The organism is Paraburkholderia sp. BCC1886 (genome assembly GCF_900996245.1).
Classification (GTDB): domain Bacteria; phylum Pseudomonadota; class Gammaproteobacteria; order Burkholderiales; family Burkholderiaceae; genus Paraburkholderia.
Genome location: NZ_CAAJGK010000052.1, coordinates 494,039 through 511,773, shown reverse-complemented (window position 1 = coordinate 511,773; position 17,735 = coordinate 494,039). Strand labels below are relative to the sequence as shown.

The 17,735-nt window shown below is 63.6% G+C and carries 14 protein-coding genes, 1 tRNA gene and 3 riboswitches; of the genes, 9 read left to right on the top strand and 6 right to left on the bottom strand.

What is annotated here, in order from left to right; genetic code table 11:
- Positions 1–166: 166 nt before the first annotated feature.
- The 3 genes from fliD (at position 167) to FQ746_RS20385 (ending at position 2,975) form a co-directional block, all read left to right on the top strand.
- Positions 167–1,990, top strand: coding sequence for a flagellar filament capping protein FliD (gene fliD, locus FQ746_RS20395; RefSeq protein ID WP_144111434.1), 1,824 nt, complete (start codon positions 167–169; stop codon positions 1,988–1,990).
- A gap of 27 nt (positions 1,991–2,017) precedes the next feature.
- Entirely contained in the window at positions 2,018–2,317 is a 300-nt protein-coding gene (locus tag FQ746_RS20390; RefSeq protein ID WP_144111433.1) for a flagellar protein FliT, read from the top strand.
- Between the two features lie 238 nt (positions 2,318–2,555).
- Positions 2,556–2,975, top strand: a complete 420-nt coding sequence (locus FQ746_RS20385) for a tetratricopeptide repeat protein (protein WP_144111432.1) — start codon at positions 2,556–2,558, stop codon at positions 2,973–2,975.
- A gap of 6 nt (positions 2,976–2,981) precedes the next feature.
- Here FQ746_RS20385 and FQ746_RS20380 read toward each other — a convergent pair whose 3' ends face one another.
- From FQ746_RS20380 to FQ746_RS20360, 5 genes are all read right to left on the bottom strand, one after another.
- Positions 2,982–3,965, bottom strand: coding sequence for a transporter (locus tag FQ746_RS20380; protein ID WP_144111431.1), 984 nt, complete (start codon positions 3,963–3,965; stop codon positions 2,982–2,984).
- A 178-nt stretch (positions 3,966–4,143) separates the two neighbouring features.
- The gene (locus FQ746_RS20375; RefSeq protein ID WP_144111430.1) at positions 4,144–4,920 is read right to left on the bottom strand and encodes a hypothetical protein; all 777 of its coding nucleotides are present in this window, start codon (positions 4,918–4,920) and stop codon (positions 4,144–4,146) included.
- A gap of 300 nt (positions 4,921–5,220) precedes the next feature.
- Positions 5,221–6,231 (bottom strand): sodium:calcium antiporter, encoded by a 1,011-nt coding sequence (locus tag FQ746_RS20370; protein ID WP_144111429.1) that lies wholly within the window; start codon positions 6,229–6,231, stop codon positions 5,221–5,223.
- A gap of 99 nt (positions 6,232–6,330) precedes the next feature.
- Positions 6,331–6,505, bottom strand: a riboswitch (yybP-ykoY riboswitch).
- 45 nt (positions 6,506–6,550) lie between these two features.
- Entirely contained in the window at positions 6,551–7,072 is a 522-nt protein-coding gene (locus tag FQ746_RS20365; RefSeq protein WP_144111428.1) for an outer membrane protein, read from the bottom strand.
- Positions 7,073–7,358: 286 nt separating this feature from the next.
- Positions 7,359–7,434, bottom strand: a tRNA-Arg gene (locus FQ746_RS20360).
- Positions 7,435–7,708: 274 nt separating this feature from the next.
- Between FQ746_RS20360 and FQ746_RS20355 the strand changes: the two genes are divergently transcribed.
- On the top strand, positions 7,709–8,626 hold the full coding sequence (locus FQ746_RS20355) for a c-type cytochrome (protein WP_144111427.1): 918 nt from the start codon (positions 7,709–7,711) through the stop codon (positions 8,624–8,626).
- A gap of 36 nt (positions 8,627–8,662) precedes the next feature.
- Here the strand turns inward: FQ746_RS20355 and FQ746_RS20350 are convergent, their stop codons facing one another.
- Entirely contained in the window at positions 8,663–10,774 is a 2,112-nt protein-coding gene (locus FQ746_RS20350; RefSeq protein ID WP_144111426.1) for a UvrD-helicase domain-containing protein, read from the bottom strand.
- Positions 10,775–11,039: 265 nt separating this feature from the next.
- Here FQ746_RS20350 and FQ746_RS20345 point away from each other — a divergent pair, with 265 nt between their 5' ends.
- The 5 genes from FQ746_RS20345 to gcvP all read left to right on the top strand — a co-directional run bounded on the left by FQ746_RS20345 (position 11,040) and on the right by gcvP (position 17,700).
- Positions 11,040–12,089: an oxidoreductase gene (locus FQ746_RS20345; protein ID WP_144111425.1), complete on the top strand. Its 1,050-nt coding sequence runs from the start codon at positions 11,040–11,042 to the stop codon at positions 12,087–12,089.
- Positions 12,090–12,212: 123 nt separating this feature from the next.
- The gene (locus FQ746_RS20340) at positions 12,213–12,563 is read left to right on the top strand and encodes a hypothetical protein (RefSeq protein WP_144111424.1); all 351 of its coding nucleotides are present in this window, start codon (positions 12,213–12,215) and stop codon (positions 12,561–12,563) included.
- A gap of 140 nt (positions 12,564–12,703) precedes the next feature.
- Positions 12,704–12,816, top strand: a riboswitch (glycine riboswitch).
- A 22-nt stretch (positions 12,817–12,838) separates the two neighbouring features.
- A riboswitch (glycine riboswitch) is annotated at positions 12,839–12,993 on the top strand.
- A gap of 79 nt (positions 12,994–13,072) precedes the next feature.
- On the top strand, positions 13,073–14,191 hold the full coding sequence (gcvT, locus tag FQ746_RS20335) for a glycine cleavage system aminomethyltransferase GcvT (protein ID WP_144111423.1): 1,119 nt from the start codon (positions 13,073–13,075) through the stop codon (positions 14,189–14,191).
- Between the two features lie 109 nt (positions 14,192–14,300).
- Entirely contained in the window at positions 14,301–14,681 is a 381-nt protein-coding gene (gcvH, locus tag FQ746_RS20330) for a glycine cleavage system protein GcvH (RefSeq protein WP_144111422.1), read from the top strand.
- 73 nt (positions 14,682–14,754) lie between these two features.
- Positions 14,755–17,700, top strand: coding sequence for an aminomethyl-transferring glycine dehydrogenase (gene gcvP, locus FQ746_RS20325; protein ID WP_144111421.1), 2,946 nt, complete (start codon positions 14,755–14,757; stop codon positions 17,698–17,700).
- The last annotated feature ends 35 nt before the right edge of the window (positions 17,701–17,735 follow it).

Sequence of the window (17,735 nt, the reverse complement as noted above, 5' to 3'; positions counted from 1 at the left end):
CGCGGCGCGCCGGCAGACGAACAAGCCAGCCTGCCGCGTAGGCAACAAGCTCGAGATTCACAGGGAGGCTGAGCCTCCCGTACTGCATTCTGAACACCCTCGAGGTCACGCCTCGGGTTTCACCGACTCATCGACTCATCGACTCACCGACGCACGGAGCCGCTCCATGTCAACCGTCTCGACGGCATCATCCACTGCAGCCACCTCCACGACCGCGAGCACCAGTGCCGCGCTCGCAGAAGCCGCACAGTCGATCATCAGCGGATCGACCGGCAACTCATCGCTGGATGTCTCATCGCTGGTCACGGCGCTGGTCAACTCGAAGACGGCGGGGCAGACGGCCGCGCTCACCGCGCAAACCACTGCGGACAACACCAAGATTTCCGCGATCGGCACGCTGAAGGCCGCGCTCGAAGCGCTGCAAACCAGCGTGAGCGGTCTGTCGGACGGCTCGACGCTGTCCACCTTCACCGCGACCGCGAGCGGCTCGGGTCTGACCGCAACCGCCGGCGTCGGCGCAGTGGCCGGCACCTATACGATCGCCGTGCAGCAGACCGCGGCGGCGCAGACGCTTTCGTCGGCCGCCTTCGGCGCCTCGACGGCTGTCGGCACCGGCACGCTGAACGTCTCGCTCGGCGGCAAGTCGGTCGCCGTCGCCATCAACTCGACGAACAACACGCTTGCCGGCATCGCCTCGGCGATCAACTCCGCGAGCGGCAACCCCGGTGTCACGGCAACCGTCGTGACCGGCACGGACGGCGCGCATCTGGTGCTGCGCTCGGCGTCGACCGGCGCGGCCAACACCATCAGCGTGTCGTCGAGCGACTCTGGACTGTCCGCCCTCGGCGTGACGACCTCACCCGTGCTGACGTCCAACAGCTTCACGTCGACGCAGGCGCTCGGCACCGGCACGATGACCGTGACCGCCGGCGGCGCGTCGATGAACCTCACCATCGACAGCAGCAACAACACCGTGAGCGGTATCGCCGCGGCCATCAATGCCGCGAGCAACAATCCGGGCGTCACGGCGTCGGTCGTGTCCACTTCCAGTGGCGACCAGCTCGTGCTGAAATCGTCCACCGGCAGCTCGGGCGCGATCACCGTGGCCACCAGCGGCGTCACGGGTGACCAAGGTCTGACGAGCCTCGGCAGCATGACCGGCTCGTCGACCGTGACCTCGACCGGCGGCAGCTCCTGGACCCAGACGCAAGCCGCGCAGGACGCGCTCTTCACCGTGGACGGCACGCAGGTCAGCAGCTCGACCAACTCGTCGACGACGGCGATTGCCGGCGTGACGTTGAATCTGACCGCCGCCGCGCTCGGCACCACGTCGTCGAGCGGCACGACCACCGGCAACTCGCAGACGTTGACGATTGCCTCGGACACGACCTCGCAAGCCACGGCGATCAACAATTTCGTCAGCCTGTACAACACGCTGGTCACGACGATGGGCACGCTCACGTCGTTCGACAGTACGCAGTCGGCGGGCTCGCAAGGCGGCCCGCTGCTCGGCGACTCGATGCTCAACACCATTCAGAATTCGCTGGCGAGCATCGTGGCCGGCGGGGTGAAGAGCGGCAACACGACCAACACGCTGGCGTCGATCGGCATCACGCTGAACGACGACGGTACGTTGACCGCCGACTCCGACACGTTGAACTCGGCGCTCGCCAACTCGCCCGCTACCGTGGCCTCCGTGTTCAACTCGACCAACGGCATCGGTGAGCTGATGAATAACGCCATCACGGGTTTCACGGCGACGGGCGGCATCATGGATACCGAAACCACGACGATCAACGCCGATCTCACCAGCATCGCCGCGCAGCAAACCACCCTTGCCGATTACACGACCCAGCTGACGGACAAGTACAACGCACAGTTCACCGCGCTCAACACGCTGATGGCGACGATGAACAACAACTCGCAGTACCTCACGCAGTTGTTCGGCGGCACCAACAGCGCAGGCGCGCTGGCCGACGGCAAGAGCTGATCGAAGACGATAAAGAGGAAAGCCGACATGACATCGAACGCCATCGCCGACACGCTGCTCGCGCTTTCAGAGGCGATCGAACACGCAGCCCGCCAGTCCGACTGGACCGAAGCCGCCCGTCTGACGCAACAGCGCTCGCCGCTGCTGATGTCGCTCAGCGCCGACGCGGACGAAGCGACGCGCGCCGTCGTGCAACGCGTCCGCCAGATCGACGCGGCCGTGCTCGCACTCGCGGCCGAAGGCAAATCGGAACTGGAAGCCGGCTACTTCAAGGCGATGCATCGCGCGTCGGTGACCAGTGAATACCACCGCGTCGCGCGGTTCTGAAAAACTCGAACCCATCGAACAACCATAACTAAAACGCGCCGGATAAACGGCGCATTCGCTCGACTCGTGCCCGCCTCGTTGCGGGCATTTTTCTTTCGATGAACGTGCCTTGCCATCCCATGCCGCAGCCTGCCGCTCATCCTGAGAACAGCAACGATATTCCCGCCCAGCTTGCCGCTTCACATCGGACACGAAAGCGCCATAATTTTTCCATCGTCCACCCTGCCTTCGAACCAACATGACTTCTGCGCCGGCGCCGCTTGACCACCCCGTCCTCACGCCAGAGGAACAATTCGAGCAGGATATTCAGACCGTCCTCGCAAGCGCGATTGCCGAGCATCAGAACGGTTTTCTGGATGAGGCGGAGAAGCTCTATCGCATCATCCTCGACGCGAGTCCGCAGCATGTCGACGCGCATTACAACCTGGGCGCGCTGTCGATTCTGCGTCGTCGACCCGAAGCCGCGATTTCTCACTTCGAGATTGCCGTGGGCGCGCGGCCGAACGACGCGCAGTACTGGCTCAGCTATATCGATGCGCTGTGCCAGGCCGGCGAAACCGAAGCCGCGCAATTGATGGTGGAAGCCGCGCGTCAACGCGAACTGGCGGGCTCTCTCATCGACAAGCTGGTGGAGCGCCTGTCTACTCTCGCCGGCTGAATGCGGTCACTGGAAAGTCGCACTGACCGACAGCAGCACCGCATTGCCCTTCGGCCGGTTGCTCACGTTGAATTCGTTGACCCAGCGCAGCGACGCCGACACCGGCGTCTTTTGCACCTTGCCCGACCAGGTGATCATCGGCCCGGCGCCCACCGAATGTCCCTGGTTGCCACCGGTGATCTCCGCCAGGCCGCCGCTATCGTGGCCGAGTTGCTGAATATAGCCGCCGACCACGCCGACACCCCAGCCGTTGCCAAAGCGCTTGAGCGCCAGCAGATCGAGCACGCTGAGCGGCGCGTTGTGATAGTGCGTGTCGTTGTTCGGCGTGTAGAACTCGACGCCATAGTTCAGCGATAGCTCGACGTCCTGCTTCGGCAACAGCTTCGTGTACGACACCGTCGGCGTGAAAGTCCACGTGTTCTGGCCGGCGTTCGCAAGCCGCGCCGTGCTGTAGGCGCCGGTCGGCGCATAGATCTGCACGCTGAATGCAACGTGATCGGTTTTGGTCAGGTGATAACCGGCTATCACCGGTGTGAAGAACAGGTCGGCGAACTGCGTCGCGTTGTCGTTCGGCAAGCGGCCATGAAACGACGAGATATCGGTGTACTGCAACGGCACGCCGAACGACGACGCGAAGTTCCAGCCGCCTAGCGTGATGCCCCACGTCTTCACCGCGTTGACGATGGAATAGACAGCGGTCACGTCGACGCCCGCCGTCACCTGCCCGGCAATCGGAATCGATTTGCTCGCGCCGAGCGAACCCTCGTAATAGATCGTGGCGACCGAAATGATCCAGTCGCTGGTGGGCGGCACCACGCCGCCGTAGGGTGTGACCTGCATGCCGGTAATCGGCCGGCCGATGCCGCCTTCGGTCGCGGACGCCGCGAGCGGGAGGGCAACGCCAAGCGTCGCGACCAGCGTGGAAACACACGTAGCGACGCGCGCACCGGCAAACAGCCTGCCGACGAAGAAGCGATTGGGGTGACTCATCATCATCCTCGTAAATAGTTAGGGTGACTTATTGGCGTCCTGTTTAGTCGCGTAGCTTCACCGCGATGCACGGTGAGTGCGCGATTTATATAGCGTGAGCGACTGACAGTTCTTTGATCAGAAGCAAGCCATTGTCAGAAAAAGACAACGTGTCGCGGGCCAGCCATCGCGCCGGGTCCTATTTGCCGAAGGTCATGTTCAGGCCCGCGAAAATCGTGAACTTCGGCACGCCCGCGCCCGAGTGCGCAACGGAGTACTGCGGTTCGATAAACGCGTTGTAAATGGTCGATCCGCCTTTCCACGCTTTTCCAGCACCGAGGCCGACTGGAAGGTAGTAGCTGCCGTGCTGCAGATCGAAGGTCCATGTGCCGGTCGAGCGGATATACCAGCCTCCGGGCAGATTGAAGATGCCGAACGGTTGTGCCGTCAGCGACTGTGTGGTGGGACGACTGGTTTGCCCGGCGAACGAGTGCTGCCACTGCACGAGTGCACCGATGAGTCGCGCCCGCGTCGCGCTGACCGCCACCGCCGCGAGGCCGGCCTGCCACTTGCCGGTGCCGAGGCTCGGGTCGGTAGCGGTGGGCAGCGTGACTAGCGGTCCCACGCCTATCTGCATGCTGCCTTGCGATAGCAGGAGGATGTCGAACAGATTCAGGTCGCCGAGACCCGTGTCGTAGCCGCCGCCTGGCGATGGTCGCGTGCTGATCGGCACCGTCACGCGGAAAATCTCCGGCACGCCGATCAGCGCATTGGGGCCGACCGGAAGAGTGGGACGCAGCAGGAAGTCGTTCGTATGAGCACTCGCGCCGAAGACGCTGGGTGTGTAGTAGTTCTGGATATTGAACGAAGCCGCGGGATTGAGCGGGTTATTGGTCTTGTTGGCTTCGTCGGCGGATGCCTGCGCGCTAGCTGGAGAAGGCACAATCGACATGACCGCCGCAGCGGATAAAGCCATGGGCCCCACTACGCCTCGATAATCCATAAGCACCTCGTAGATGGCATTTCTTATAGGCGAACGCAATCTCTTTGCATCGAGCAAACAAGGCTAAAACCGTTTTTATGACGAGTGATTCGTTTTGGATTAACGAAGGGCGGGCGCAACGTCTGGAAATACTAGCAGCCGTTTACAGAAATAACAGACAGAAATTTGTAACACGATCGATAGTTCGGCTGAATAAAGCTAATACCCTATTCAGCCGACTTTCACGCGGAATTCGTGCGCCCTGGCCGGTGCTCAGGGCGTCGACCGAACAGCTCAGCGACTCAGCGTTACCGCAAGATACGTGGCGTACAGGACACCGCACACCAGCAGCGACCACACCGGTACACCTCGCTCACGCACGTTGATTCGAAGCCACGCAGCGGCGGCAAGCGTGATGACGATGCCCGTGACCACTTCGATACGCGGCGTCCACGGTGTCAGCAGAATGCCGATGGCCGGCAGCAAGGTGCCCTGAAACACCATCGCACCGGTAATGTTGCCGAACGCAAGCGTGTCCTTGCCACGCCGGATCCATAGAATGCTGTTGACCTTCTCCGGCAGTTCGGTCGCAATCGGGATGATCAGCAACGACAGCAGCAACGGCGACACGCCGACCGCCGCGGACACGCCCTTCACACCGTGGATGAAACCCTCCGCGCCCCACACGAGCAACGCGACCGCAAGCAGCAGTTGCACGCCGATCGTCACGAGGTTGGTCGGGATGCCGAGTCGCGACAGCAACATGGCACCGGGCGCCTCCGTGCCATGACCGGCATCGACCAGCTGACTCGACGCGCGGAAAGTCATCACCACGTAGATCACATACACGCCGACGAGCGCCGCGCTGAACAGTGCCCGCACGATCTTCTGTTCGTGCGGCACGTACATCGCGACCGCGGCGAGCACGAACGCGCACAGGAAATAGTTGAGGTCCCGCGTGAAGCCCGTGCGTTCCGGCGCGACCCAGCCGGACGCGCCGCGTGAGCCGAGGATCGCGAGGGTCATCAGGAAGGTGGACAGCGTGGAGAGCATCAGCGGCGCACCGAGAATGGCGCCGACACCGATCTCCTGGTTGACCGCGTTATCGGTCGTGCCGCCGGCTATCGCCAGCAACGGCACGAGCGTCTCCGGCAAAGCCGTGCCGACCGCGGCGAACAGCGATCCGGTCACGCCTTCCGAGATTTTCAGACGTTCGCCGAGATGCTCGAGTGCATTGGTGAAAAGCTCGGCCGCCACGAGAATGACGACCAGCATGATGGCGAGTTCGAACAGAAGACCGGTCATGCGACGCTCGCTGCAGAAGGGACATTGCGCGATGACGGACAGTTGAGATCAAACGAACGAACAGACGAGGACAGACAAGATCGCACAGGGCAACTCCGCGGTCGGACGTAAATGACGAACCATGACGCACCGCCACCCGTCCGACCAGAACGAAGCAGTACGTCAATGGTCTCGCCAAACCGACCCGGTCGAGCGCGCCATGGTCCGCAGACCAAGTATGTTGACGCGCTCTCCTTCAAAGGCTGAAGGAAGGCTACTCCCCAATGACCGGTGGATTCTATCGGCTCGGGCGGCTTTCAACAAGATTGCACGGGGCAACTTAATTGAAGTGATACTGCGCGGCCAGGGTGAAGCTGTCGTTGCGCCGCCGCGTGCCGTCGTGACGGCTCGTATCGGCGGTCCACTCGCCGACTGCGCTGATATGCCGGGTTAGCTTGTACTCGACGCCGAGGCCCCAATGCACTCGCGTGTCGGGATCGTCTCCGGTAAAGCCGAGCCGGATAAAAGGCATCAGACTGTCGAACGGCATGCCGAATCTGAGGTCGACGCCGGCGTCTTTCGACGTCACGGAACCGTGATGAAAATCGCCGAAGGCCTCGGCACCCAAGACCGCGCGGCCGACGTCGAAGTTATAACCCGCGGTGACGCCGGGAAAGACCGTGTTGTGAGCCGCACGGTCGGTCGTGCCGGAAGCGCTGGAATGGTTGACGCCGAATTTGAGGCCGATATAAGGACCGGCGAACTGGCTCACGCTCGACGGTGAATCGGCGGTTTGAGCGAAGGATAGGTGGGAGAGTAAAACTAGGGATGCGGTTAAAATCAGCTGCGTTATTTTAAACATGACCTGCTGGCGCTAAACGATAAATAGACATGGGACTCCGATAAAAAAATATCGAAATCGGGAATGACTATGCTTTGGTTCTGCTTGATTCATTACGCATAGTGCATGCATGCTAATTAACCGGATAGCGCTACGGGATAAGAGATTTCCGCAAACAGGGAGCGTGGAATCTGCTTATTGAAAAAGGGGAAAATGTTGGAGTTTGTGAAGAAGGTGGCTGTTTTTTGCGGGCAATAAAAAAGGCCTACGCCACGATGCGTAAGCCCTTTACTTGCGAATGCCTTCTTGGTGCGCCCGGCTGGGATCGAACCAGCAACCCCTGCCTTCGGAGGGCAGTACTCTATCCATTGAGCTACGGGCGCTTCATCACGAAAGCGCCGCGACCCAAAGGACGCGGCGCCGAAGCAAGAGCGCAAGAATACCCGGTTTCCGCCGAACCGTCCACCGGGCGGCCCGAAGACCCACGTCCAACGCCCCGCGAACGGCCCCGCCGATGCGGGTAAACGCCTGCCGAATAGCCCGCCGTGCCGCTCGCTCCCGCCGAAACCTTGCGTCTATAATCGTCCGTGGCTGATCTCAGAATAAGAAGTTGCCGTCACGCTGTACCGCTCACATATCTACGGAGACGAGACAAGCATGAGCGAAGCACCACACGGAGCCCCGATCAAAACCCCCGCACAGCTCGTCGCCGCCATCATCGCCGGGTTCGCTGTGCCGATCGTCATCATCGTTCTGCTGGCCGTCTACGTCGACAACTCGACCCGCACGGGCGCCGGCACCGACAGTCTCTCCGAAGCCCAGGTCAACGCACGCATCAAGCCGTTCGCCCAGGTCGACATTCGCGACGCGAACGCGCCGCGCGTTTTCAAATCCGGTGAAGAGGTGTACAAGGCGGTTTGCTCGGCCTGTCACGCCGCCGGGGTGGCTGGCGCACCGAAATTCACCAATACCGCCGACTGGGCGCCGCGCATCGCGCAAGGCTTCGACACCCTGTGGCACACGGCGCTCGCCGGCAAGGGCGCGATGCCCGCACGCGGCGGCACCAGCCCGGACGATTACAGCGACTTCGAAATTGCCCGGGCCGTCGCCTATATGGCGAACAATTCCGGCGCAAGTTTCCCCGAACCCGTCCAACCCGCAGCAGGCGCGGCGGCCGCAACGCCGGCTTCGGGCGCGGCGGCCGGCGCAGCACCCGCAAGCGGCGCGGATGCAACCAACGCCACCGCCACCCAGGCCGCAGCGGCCATGGCCGCCATGGCGAGCGTGCCGCAAGCCGCCGCGCCTGCCGCCGGCGCCGCGCAAAGCGCGGACGCTTCGCAGGCCGGCAAGGCGTTGTATCAGCAGGTTTGCCAGGCGTGTCACGCAGCGGGCGTGCTGAACGCACCGAAGTTCGGCGACAAGGATGCGTGGGCGCCGCGTCTGAAAGATCCGATGGAAACGGTCTACAACTATGCGTTGCACGGCAAGGGCGCGATGCCGGCCAAGGGCGGCTCGAATGCTTCCGACGCTGACGTGAAGGCCGCCGTCGATTACATGGTCAGCGCGGTGAAATAAAGCTGCGCCCGGCAGGCAGCCCAACCGACGCGACGCTCAGGAAGGCTTCTGCAACAGCGCTTTCAAACTCGCCAGCCGGTCTTTCGGCGACATCGGCGCTTCTTCGGGCGTGGGCGGCGGCGCATCGTCCAGCAGCATTTCGGGGATGAACCGCGAGGGCTCGCACACCACCGTCTCGCGAGCGCGCTTGCGTTTCTTGCACCAGTTCAGATGCAGACTGCGCTGCGCCCTCGTGATCGCGACGTACATCAGGCGCCGCTCTTCCTCGATACGCGCGTCGTCGATCGGCTCGTCGTCGGGGCCGCCACGGTGCGGCATGATGCCTTCCTCGACGCCCACCAGAAACACGTGCGGATACTCCAGCCCCTTCGACGCATGCACCGTCGACAGCCGCACCGCGTCCGGATCTTCTTCGCGGCCTTCGAGCATCGACATCAGCGCCACGGTTTGAATCAGGCCGAGCAGGCTCTTGCCGGTATCGCCGAAACCGTCGGCGGTATCGTAGCCGGTCGCTTCGGCGTTTTCGGCGCCGGCACCTGAACTCGCACTCGCCGGTTCTGCCTTCGTGCCCTTGCGTTTCAGCCACTCCATGAACTCGAGCACGTTCTGCCATTTCGACTGCGCCTGGCGCTCGTCGAACGCGTCGTACAGGTAGGCTTCGTAATGGATTGCGTCCATCAGTTCGTCGAGCAGCGTGCCGGCCGCGTCTTTCTCGGCGCGATCGGTCAGGCGTTGCATGAAGTCGCAAAACACGCGCATCGGTTCGATCTGACGCGGCGACAAACGCGCCTCGATACCGCCCATGTAGACCGCTTCGAATAGCGACACCTTGGCCTGTCCCGCGAACGATCCGAGCGCTTCGAGCGTCGTATTGCCGACGCCGCGCCGCGGCGTCGTGATCGCGCGGATAAACGCAGGGTCGTCGTTAGCGTTGGCGATGAGCCGCAGATACGCGCAGATGTCCTTGATCTCGGCCTTGTCGAAGAACGACTGGCCGCCCGACAGCACATAGGGAATCCGCTCGCGCCGCAACACCTGCTCGAAAATGCGCGCCTGGAAATTGCCGCGATACAGGATTGCGTAGTCGCGGAAATTCGTGCGCCGCTCGAACTTGTGCGCCGACAGGCGGAACACGACCGACTCGGCCTCGTGTTCTTCGTCGTTGCAGGGCGTGACGGTGATCGTGTCGCCCATCCCGTGTTCGGACCACAGCTTCTTCTCGAACAGCTTCGGGTTGTTGGCGATCACGTTGTTGGCCGCGGTCAGGATGCGCACCGTCGACCGGTAATTCTGCTCGAGCTTGATCAGATGCAGCTTCGGGAAATCCTTGCTGAGCTGGCCGAGATTTTCGAGCGTTGCGCCACGCCAGCCGTAAATCGCCTGATCGTCGTCGCCCACCGCGGTGAACGCGGCGCGCGGTCCGGCCAGCAGCTTCACCAGAGCGTACTGGCAGGCGTTGGTGTCCTGGTACTCGTCGATCAGCAGATAACGCAGCTTGTTCTGCCAGCGCTCGCGCACCTGCTCGTTCTTCGCGAAGAGTTCGGCGGGCAGGCGGATCAGATCGTCGAAATCCACGGCCTGGTAGGCGTGCAGCGTCGCCACGTAGTTGCGATAGACGATCGCGGCCTGCTGCTCGTCCTCGTTCGCCGCAATCGCGATGGCTTCTTCCGGCATGATCAGGCCGTTTTTCCACAACGAAATGATCGACTGGATCTTGCGGATGAAGCCCTTGTCCGTCGAGCCGACCTGTTCCTGGATCATGCCGAAGCAGTCGTCGGAGTCCATGATCGAGAACTGCGGTTTGAGGCCGACGTGTTCCGCTTCCTGCCGCAGAATCTGCACGCCGAGCGAGTGGAAGGTACACACCGTCAACTGGTTGACGGGAACTTTGCGGCCTTCCTTGCCGGGCGTGGTGAGCGTCTTGCCTTCGAGCAGTTTGCCCACGCGCTCGCGCATTTCGGCGGCGGCCTTGTTCGTGAAGGTGACGGCGGCGATGTGGCGCGGCTCGAAGCCTTTGACCTCGATCAGATGCGCGATTTTCTGCGTGATCACGCGTGTCTTGCCACTGCCTGCACCGGCGAGCACGAGACACGGACCGTCGAGATAACGGACCGCTTCACTTTGAGCGGGGTTCAGGCCTGCGGACATCGTGTCTGGATGGATAACGCGGTTGAGGGCGCTGCGGCGGGCAATGCCGGCGCGAAGGCCCAAGGGGCAAGCTGCGCGGCGCGGCCGCGCGAGAGGAGCGATGTTAACACGGAAGGGGCGCCGGGCGACCCGCGCGAAAAACCCGCCGCTCGCGTCGCCCGGCGAGCGTCCATCGCGGCGTCGCATGCCACAATCGCGGTGTCACGCGCCGCCGCACCGGTCATCCGGCGGCGCGCCGCTCTCCATGTTTTCGCAGGGAAGTCACATGTCCACATCGCTGAACATCGGTTTGATGGGTTACGGTTTTGCGGGTGCCACCTTCCACGCGCCCGTCATCGAACACTGCGGCCGCGCCAAAGTCGCGGCCATCGCGACCGGTCAACCGGATCGCGCGCGTGCCGACTATCCGCACGCGAAACGGGTCGCCGACCTCGACGGCTTACTGGCGCTGCCCGAAATCGACTGCATCGTCATCGCAACGCCGAACGACACGCACTTCGACCTCGCGCGCCGCACACTGGAAGCGGGCAAGCACGTCGTGGTCGACAAACCGGTCACGCTGAGCGCGGCCGACGCGCGCACGTTGATGAACATCGCCCTCGCGCGCAGCCGTCACTTCGTGCCGTTCCACAACCGTCGCTGGGACGGCGACTTCATGACCGTGCGCGATCTCCTCGCTAATCAGACGCTCGGGCGCATCACGCAATACGAATCTCACTTCGACCGGTTCCGGCCGGTGGTGCGTCCGCGCTGGCGCGAAGAGGCTGCGCGCGGCGGCGGCTTGCTGTTCGACCTCGGCCCGCATCTGATCGATCAGGCGCTGGCCCTGTTCGGCGTGCCGCAAACGGTGTCGGCCACGGTGCGCACGCATCGCGATCAGGCCGGCGCACCGGACTACGTACACATCCAGCTTGGTTACGGCGAGTCCGAAGTCGTGCTTCACGCCAGCGCATTGACCGCATTGGTCGCGCCGCGCTTCGCGATTCACGGCACGAGCGGCAGCTACGTGAAACACGGACTCGACACGCAGGAAGATCAGTTGAAGGCGGGCTTGCGTCCCGGCGAGGCCGGCTTCGGCGGCGGCAACGCGGCGGGCCTGCTGCGCGTGCTGGAAGGCGAACAGGAAGTCGAGAAAAGCCTGCCGACGCGCGACGGCGATTACGCCGGCTTTTATATCGCGCTGGCCGATACGATCCAGACCGGCGTGAAATTCCCGGTCAGCGCCCAGGACGCCGTCGACGTGATGACGATCGTCGAACTCGCCGCGCGCAGTTCGGACGAAGGTCTGCGCCTGCCTTTCGAACGGGTTCGTTAAGCTTCTAAAAGTGAAAGGAAACATGACGTTACAAAAAGGCGCGCGGGTTGGGTCAGCGTGAAGCCGTCGTCAGCCGTTGCTACCGGGTAGCAGCATCGAACGACAACGACTTCCGGAGAATCCATGCCCCGTACCCTTCATGCGTTAGCCGCATGCGCCCTGCTCGGTTCACTCGCCGCCTGCGTCGTGGCACCGCCGCCCGCGGCCGCCCCGCGTCCGAATCCGCAACAGATTGCCGATCAGCGTCTGCACCAGGTCGACGGCCGGCTCGACAACCTCGGCCATCGCATCGACAACCATGTGAACCAGGGCTATTACCCGCCGCCGCAAGGCGACGCGCTGCATCACCGTCTGGATGTGATTCGCCGCGAAGCGCACGACATGGCCAGCCAGCACGGCGGCGGGTTGTCCGGCGAAGAACAGCGCGTGTTGAATCAGGAACTGGACAACGCAGCGCACGCAGTCGGCGAATAAACGTTCGCTGTCTCATCCGTTGCAACGCAGCGCGGGCACTCGTCCCGCGCTTTTTTTTGACAGGTGCGAAACCGCTTGGTCAAGCCCCGCGCCCCTCGCAGGCCTTTATTTGACAAGGCTCCAGCCCTCGCGTACATTCGCCGCACGCGTCGGGAGAGCGTGCTGGCCGCTGACAATTTCATTCATGTCGCAGGCCGCGCCGCCGAAGGGGCACACCCGCAAACTCTCAGGCAAAAGGACCGACCGCGTCGAAGAACCCGCCTCACGGCCACGGTTTTTCGCACTCTGGAGAGCGGCAGTAGCCATTCGCATAGTCCCCATCCACGGACTTTGGCAGGCTGCCCACCGAAGGGGCGCGCGCTTCACCGTCACTCGTCAGCACGAGCGGCGGCGGCGCAATCTCTCAGGTATCGAGGACAGAGGGGCCATGCAGAACCACGCTCGCAGGCAAATGCCGCGAGGCGTAGCGCCGCATGGCCTTTTTTGTTTCGCGAGATGCCCGAGGCCCCATGACTGAACTCAAACACACCCCGCTCAACGCCACCCATCGTGCGCTCGATGCCCGCATGGTCGACTTCGGCGGCTGGGACATGCCTGTCAACTACGGCTCGCAAATCGACGAACATCGCGCGGTACGCACCGACGCCGGCATGTTCGACGTCTCGCACATGTGCGTAGTCGACTTCACCGGCGAGCGCGTGCGCGCTTTCTTCGAATACGCGCTGGCCAACAACGTCGCGAAGTTGCAAACCCCGGGCCGTGCGCTCTACTCCTGTCTGTTGAACCCGAATGGCGGCGTGATCGACGACCTGATCGTCTATTACTTCGGCGAAGATCATTTCCGTGTGGTGGTGAACGCGGGCACCGCCGACAAGGACATTGCGTGGTTCGGCCAGCTCAACGCCGAAGGCGGTTTCGGTCTGACCATCACGCCGCGCCGCGATGTCGCGATTGTCGCGGTGCAAGGTCCGAACGCCCGTGAAAAAGTCTGGCAAACGGTGCCGGCCGCGCGCGCCGCATCGGAAGCACTGAAGCCCTTCAACGCCACCCGCATCGAAGCCACGCCGTTCGGCGAACTCACCGTCGCCCGCACCGGTTACACCGGCGAAGACGGCTTCGAGATCATCGTCCCCGCAGACCACGTCGTAGCGCTCTGGAACGCGCTGCAGGCGCAAGGCGTGCGCCCCGCCGGTCTCGGCGCGCGCGACACGCTGCGCCTCGAAGCCGGTATGAACCTGTACGGTCAGGACATGGACGACGACGTGTCGCCGCTCGACGCGGGCCTCGCCTGGACGGTCGACCTCAAGGCGCCGCGCGACTTCATCGGCCGGGGCCGGCTGGAAGCGGATGGTTCGAAGTCCGCGTTCGTCGGTCTCATCCTGCTGAAAGAGAACGGCCGTGCCGCAGGCGTGCTGCGTGCTCACCAGACAGTCGTCACGCCGCACGGCGACGGCGAGATCACCAGCGGCACATTTTCGCCCACCATGCAGGAATCGATCGCCTTTGCGCGCGTGCCGGCCGGCGTGCAACCGGGCGACACCGTGCAGGTTCGGATTCGTGACAAAAACCTTCCCGCAAGCGTGGTAAAACTGCCGTTCGTGCGCAATGGCAAAGTGCTCGCCGTTTAAGCAAGCCGCCGCGTGCGTCGCCGCTTCGGGCAGGTCCGACAGTGTCCGGGCGGCGGCCTCTCTTCATGAATCTGAATCCATACCGAATCACACCGCATAGGAGCATCCGATGAGCATCCCGGCCGATCTGAAATACACCGAATCGCACGAGTGGGTCCGCACTGAAGCAGACGGTACGCTCACCGTCGGCATCACCGACCACGCGCAGGAAGCGCTCGGCGACATCGTCTTCTTCGAAGTCCAGGAACTGGGCAAAACCGTCAGCGCCGGCGACACCGTCGCCGTCATCGAATCGGTGAAGGCCGCCTCCGATATCTACGCGCCGGTTTCCGGCGAAATCATCGAAGCGAACTCGGCCGTGTCCGACACGCCGGACGGCGTGAACAGCGCGCCGTACGACAACTGGCTATTCAAGATCAAGCCGGCGGCCGACGCCGCGCAGGATCGTCTGATCGACGCCGACGCGTACGCGAAGTCGGTCGGCGCCTGAGTCTCGCCTTTACGTTAAACCGTCAGGTGCGGCGGCCGTCAGGCATGGCGCGCCGCACCGCCAGGAACACCCCATGAAGCTCGAACACCCGGATCGTCTGATGAACCGCACTCCTCTCTCGCTCGCCGCGCTCGAAGTGCACGACGCCTTCGCCGAACGGCATATCGGCCCGGATTCGGCCGACCAGCACGCGATGCTCGATGCCCTCGGCTTCGCTTCGCGCGCCGCGCTGATCGACGCCGTCATCCCGAAGGCGATCCGCCGCACCGAAACGCTGCCGCTCGGCCCCTTCGCGCAACCGAAGAGCGAAGCCGAAGCGCTCGCCGCGCTGCGCGAACTCGCGGACAAGAACCAGGTGTTCCGCTCGTATATCGGGCAGGGCTACTACAACGCGCACACCCCGACGGTGATCCTGCGCAACGTGCTGGAAAATCCGGCGTGGTACACCGCGTACACGCCGTATCAGCCGGAAATCTCGCAAGGCCGACTGGAAGCGCTGCTGAATTTCCAGCAGATGATCGTCGACCTGACTGGCCTTGCCATCTCGAACGCGTCGCTGCTCGACGAAGCCACGGCGGCCGCCGAAGCGATGACGCTGCTGCAACGCGTCGGCAAGCCGAAGTCGAATGTGTTCTTCGTGGCCGACGACGTGCTGCCGCAAACCATCGAAGTCGTGAAGACGCGCGCCACGCCGGTCGGTATCGAAGTGAAAGTCGGCCCGGCCGCGGAAGCGGCCACCGCCAACGCGTTCGGCGTGCTGCTGCAATACCCGGGCGTGAACGGCGACGTGCGTGACTACCGCGCGCTCGCCGATGCCGTGCATGCCGCCGGTGGTCACGTGGTGGCCGCAGCCGACCTGCTGGCGCTCACGGTGCTCACGCCGCCCGGCGAATGGGGCGCGGACGTCGCCGTCGGCAATACGCAGCGGTTCGGCGTGCCGGTCGGCTTCGGCGGCCCGCACGCGGCTTACCTCGCCGTGCGCGACGAATTCAAGCGGCAGATGCCGGGCCGTCTGGTCGGCGTGACGGTCGACGCACAAGGCAACCCGGCGCTGCGTCTCGCGCTGCAAACGCGCGAACAGCACATCCGCCGCGAGAAAGCGACGTCGAACGTGTGCACCGCGCAAGCGCTGCTCGCGATCATGGCCAGCATGTACGCGGTGTATCACGGCCCGCACGGTCTGAAGACCATCGCGCTGCGCGTGAACCGCATCGCCGCGTTGCTCGCCGAAGGCGCGCAGCAACTGGGCTACAAGCTCGTCAACGAAACCTTCTTCGATACGCTCACGTTCGACAGCGGCGCGCGCACGGCGGCGCTGCACGACGCCGCACGCGGGAAGCGCATCAACCTGCGCCGCGTGAGCGACACGCAAGTGGGCCTGTCCATCGACGAAACCACGTCGCGCCGCGATCTGGCCGATCTGCTCGCGGTGTTCGCGCAAGCTGCCGGCGTGACCGCCGCGGCCGATGTGCCGCAAGTCGACGCGCTCGACGCCGCGCTCGCAGCAGCGCAGACAGCCTCGGTGCCGGCCGCGCTCGAACGCACCAGCGCGTACCTCACGCACCACGTGTTCAACCGTCATCATTCGGAGACGGAAATGCTGCGCTATCTGCGCAGCCTGTCGGACAAGGACCTCGCGCTCGACCGCTCGATGATCCCGCTCGGCTCGTGCACGATGAAGCTGAACGCGACCTCGGAAATGCTGCCGGTCACGTGGCCCGAGTTCGGCCAGATTCATCCGTTCGCGCCGGCCGAACAAACGGTCGGCTACCGTGAAATGATCGACCAGCTCGAAGCGATGCTGGTCGCGGCCACCGGTTACGCGGCCGTGTCGTTGCAACCGAATGCCGGCTCGCAAGGCGAGTATGCGGGCCTGCTGATCATTCACGCTTACCACGCGTCGCGCGGCGAAGCGCATCGCAATGTCTGCCTGATTCCCGCTTCGGCGCACGGCACGAACCCGGCATCGGCGCAAATGGCCGGTATGCAGGTGGTCGTGGTGGCCTGCGACGCGCAAGGCAATGTCGATATCGACGACCTGAAGAAGAAAGCCGAACAGCACGCCGGCAAGCTCGCGGCAATCATGATCACGTATCCGTCCACGCACGGCGTGTTCGAGCAGAACGTGCGCGAAATCTGCGAGATCGTGCATGCGCACGGCGGCCAGGTGTACGTCGACGGCGCGAACATGAACGCGATGGTCGGTCTGACCGCGCCGGGCCAGTTCGGCGGCGACGTCTCGCACCTGAATCTGCACAAGACCTTCTGCATTCCGCACGGCGGCGGCGGACCGGGCGTCGGTCCGGTCGCGGTGGGCGCGCATCTCGCGCAGTTCCTGCCGAACCAGATCTCGTCGGGCTACGAGCGCACGCCGAACGGCATCGGCGCGGTATCGGGCGCGCCTTACGGCTCCGCGTCGATCCTGCCGATCTCGTGGATGTATATCGCGATGATGGGTGCGAAGAACCTGACCGCTGCGACCGAAACCGCGATTCTCAACGCGAACTACGTCGCGAATAAACTGGCGCCGCATTATCCGGTGCTGTATTCGGGCCCGGGCGGACTGGTCGCGCACGAGTGCATTCTCGACCTACGTCCTATCAAGGACACGAGCGGCATTACCGTCGACGACGTCGCCAAGCGTCTCGCCGACTACGGCTTCCATGCGCCGACGATGAGCTTCCCGGTGCCGGGCACGCTGATGGTCGAGCCGACCGAATCGGAATCGAAAGAGGAACTCGACCGCTTCATCGAAGCGATGATCGCGATTCGCGACGAAATCCGCGCAGTGGAAGAAGGCCGCTCGGACCGCGAGGACAATCCGCTCAAGCACGCGCCGCATACCGCTGCCGTGGTCATCGCGAACGACTGGAAGCATGCCTATGCGCGCGAAACCGCCGCCTATCCGTTGCCGACGTTGATCGCGAAAAAGTACTGGCCGCCGGTGGGTCGTGCGGACAACGTGTATGGCGACCGCAATCTGTTCTGCTCGTGCGTGCCGGTGGCCGATTACGAGTAAGGCGACAGTGACCGCAGGCGCGCGCCTGCGGTCGG